At 34.1% G+C, this 3,273-nt stretch carries 4 protein-coding genes; 2 read left to right on the forward strand and 2 right to left on the reverse strand.

What is annotated here, in order from left to right; translation table 11 throughout:
- Together BG20_RS08195 and BG20_RS08200 are read left to right on the forward strand one after the other, a co-directional pair.
- The coding region (locus BG20_RS08195) for a PxKF domain-containing protein (protein WP_010193540.1) at nucleotides 1–616 on the forward strand (616 nt) is incomplete at its 5' end.
- Nucleotides 617–677: 61 nt separating this feature from the next.
- Nucleotides 678–1,211, forward strand: a complete 534-nt coding sequence (locus BG20_RS08200; protein WP_238527569.1) for a thermonuclease family protein — start codon at nucleotides 678–680, stop codon at nucleotides 1,209–1,211.
- Between the two features lie 145 nt (nucleotides 1,212–1,356).
- On the opposite strand, the gene BG20_RS08205 is transcribed toward BG20_RS08200, so the two are convergent.
- On the reverse strand, nucleotides 1,357–2,274 hold the full coding sequence (locus BG20_RS08205) for a ligand-gated ion channel (RefSeq protein WP_010193545.1): 918 nt from the start codon (nucleotides 2,272–2,274) through the stop codon (nucleotides 1,357–1,359).
- 191 nt (nucleotides 2,275–2,465) lie between these two features.
- Complete coding sequence (locus BG20_RS08210; RefSeq protein ID WP_010193547.1) at nucleotides 2,466–3,128, reverse strand: peroxiredoxin family protein; 663 nt, start codon at nucleotides 3,126–3,128, stop codon at nucleotides 2,466–2,468.
- Nucleotides 3,129–3,273 lie beyond the last annotated feature (145 nt).

Here is a 3,273-nt window from a genome sequence, read left to right on the forward strand (position 1 = left end):
CAATGATCATGATGGTGTAACTGCAGACTTTGACTGTAATGATAATGATGCTTCAATATACCCAGGAGCAACTGAAATTCCAGGAAATTCTATAGATGAAGACTGTGATGGAATAGCTGCACCATTCCCAGACAATGATCATGATGGTTACACTTCAAATCTTGACTGTAATGATAATGATGCTTCAATCAATCCAGGTGCAACTGAAATTCCAAACGATGGAATTGATCAAGATTGTAATGGTTCTGACTTGGTTGTACCTTGGACTATAACTGGATACTACAATCCTGTTGACATGAATGTTGTTTTAAACAACATAAAGAGTGGTCAAACTGTACCATTAAAGTTTGAAGTATTTGATGGTCCAACAGAAAAGACTAGTACATCTGTAATTGCATCAATTACTCAAAAACAGGTAAGTTGTTCTAATCTTACTACTCAAATATCTGCACCCGTTGATATAACTACCACTGGTGGCACATCTCTCAAATATGATTCCTCAGGACAATTCCATGCAAACTGGAAGACTCCATCAGGTAAAGCAAATACTTGTTGGGAAGTAAAAACTACAACTACAAATGGCCCAAGCATATCTGCTTTCTTTAAACTAAAATAATCTAAAGATAATTTTCATTACATTCTAAACCCTTAAGTTTTCAAAAAATTTTAAAAAATTATTGAAGCCAGTTAGCATGATTTTGATATCTATTGCAGTTATCACAATTATTGGTGCAATACTTGGATTGCAGCAATTAGTAACTTGGCAAGCTCAGTCAGCATTTGATCAATTCACTTCTCAAACTCAAGAAGAGTCTACAGTAACCATCATACAACCATCTCTACCCGAATGTACCGGAAATGCAAGATGCATCAAAGGACTGGTAACCGATGTAATTGATGGTGATACAATCAAAGTAGATGGACAATCAATTAGATTTGCACTCTCATCAGCACCAGAACTAAACGAATCAGATGGAAAAATAGCTAAAGATTTCATCAATGGAATATGTCCTGTTGGATCTTCCGTAACAGTTAATGAGGATGATGGACAAACAAAAGGCAGTTATGATAGAATTTTAGGTGTGATATATTGTAACGGAGAAAATCTAAACGAACAGTTACTAGAATCAGGTTATGGTAGTATGAGTACAGAGTTTTGTTCTGTAAGTGAATTTTCAAATAGCGAGTGGGCAAAAAAATATGGATGTTAATCCTTAAGTTTGACATTATCATTTATCTCATCATGAAGAAAACCACCAAGGGTGCCATAATTCTAGTTATTAGTATTGCAGCATTTTACACAGTAATGATGACTCTACTCAGTACGCCTTTTTGGGGATATTAGATTTTTAAAAATCACACCAAGAATAATGCCAAGAAAATTAATACACAAATAACTGGTATTGCCTTTCTCATCTTTGCATTTACTTTAACTGCTTCTTCTTCACGCTTGTGATCAATTAGTCTCATTTGAATTACCATTGAAAGTAGATTATTGAGAAACAAAGCATATGCAATAATCATTATCTTGTCAAATAGAGTCAGATATCCAATTGGTGGTAATTGATTTGCTGCATTAAGATGAGCTGCCACTGCTGCAAGTAATGTGGATGCTCCCAACCCTATTCTTGCAGTAAAGTTTGTCGGACTCATCCAAAATGCAAGCATTGCAATAGTTGTGATGATAATTACTGGTAACATGGTCTTCAAAAATGAAGATAATGGAAATCTCTCCATCTCTAGTGAAAATACATATCTTGAATATTCTGAATCGTCAGAATATTTGTGAATTGTAACATCAGAGTTTGTAGATTGGAGATTCCATCCTGGAATATTCACTAGATCATCTACACCGCTCTCTTCAAGGTCTGGAACAAATTCAAAAGATTTCATGTCTTCTGTTCCTTCTATTTCTACTGTTAGCAATATTTTTTCAAATGGATAATTTCTAAAGTCCATATTTTTTTGAAATATTCCCTTCACTCTTGCTTCATAGTAATTTTTTTCTACTGTGATTGGCTCTACAGTTGCTTTACCATTCATAAATTCAATTTTTGGTTTTGTTTCAATAAAGTTAGCATCATCAGACTTTATCCAAATGTAAAAGTCCAGATCATAGGCTCCATTCTGAAGATCAATTTTGCCTACATTTAGAAGATAAGTTCCTATGGTGTATGTTTTTTTATCTGATTCAGTTTGTGCAATTGCGTTAGGAATGGCAATTACACATGATAATACAAGTAATAGTGCAAAAAATGAGCGTGTAATTTCCATTGTCAAGATATTCTATTTTTCTTCTATAAATAGAAACACTATCACTTTTCCTAAAAAATATTCTCAGAATTGTAGATTTATTTTTATTTTATTTGTATGAATCATACATGTGGATAATGCCAAAGTTGCACTAATTACTGGTTTTTGTATTGTAGTATCTTTGTCTGTTATACTTTATTTTGTTAGATGAATTACTCTTTAAGTAATTTCTGAATCATTACTTCGACATTTCCTGACTGTCCAAAGGATACGTTTCGTAAAATTCCTTTTCTATCTACTAGTATCATTGATGGAGTTCCTTGTAAAGCAAATTTCTCAAATGTCTCAGCAGAGTATTCTTTGGTCTTCATGTAATCTTTGACTCGCTGGATAATCTGTTTTCTGTATTCTTCTGGTTGAGTGTCAAACTCTGGGATTTGTCCGTAGATAAACTGCATAACTTTTTCATCGCTAATCTTTCCGTCTGTCTTTACTAGTTTGTCCATTGCCAATGGAAATGGAATTTTATAAGATAATTTGTTTCCTGGTTGTAACTGACCATACATCGATAGTGCTTCTTTAGTATCTCCAACAACTTCGCCTGTCTCTGCTAACATCTTTAGATTATCCAAAGTGTTTTTGTCATAATCCTCAAATGCTGTTGCCAGTCCTATCACTCGCACGCCATCATCTTTGTATTTGTTGTAGATGCTTATTGCCTCTGGGAGTGCATGCATAAAGCAACCTGGACAATTTACCTGAAATACCTCAACTAGAACAATGTGATCTTTTTCCTGATCAAAGTTTGTTGGAGCCCCTTGGACCCACTCAGATACTGCAAAATTTGGTGCTTTTTGTCCTATTGCTACACTCATTGTTCATTATGGAATTTTTTTCCATTAAATAGATAACGCATATTCAAAATATCTTCGAAAAATGGGGTAACCTAATATAGGAAATAAAAAACCTGAAAACAAAATGCAGGCAGTCACTCAAGACAGATTAAGTCTCTTTGCAGAG

The sequence above is a fragment of the Candidatus Nitrosarchaeum limnium BG20 genome (genome assembly GCF_000241145.1).
Lineage (GTDB): Archaea > Thermoproteota > Nitrososphaeria > Nitrososphaerales > Nitrosopumilaceae > Nitrosarchaeum > Nitrosarchaeum limnae.

Bases quoted from the DNA above. Each gene is read 5' to 3' on its own strand.
- BG20_RS08205 (WP_010193545.1), bottom strand. From the start codon at position 2,274: ATGGAAATTACACGCTCATTTTTTGCACTATTACTTGTATTATCATGT.
- BG20_RS08210 (WP_010193547.1), bottom strand. From the start codon at position 3,128: ATGAGTGTAGCAATAGGACAAAAAGCACCAAATTTTGCAGTATCTGAG.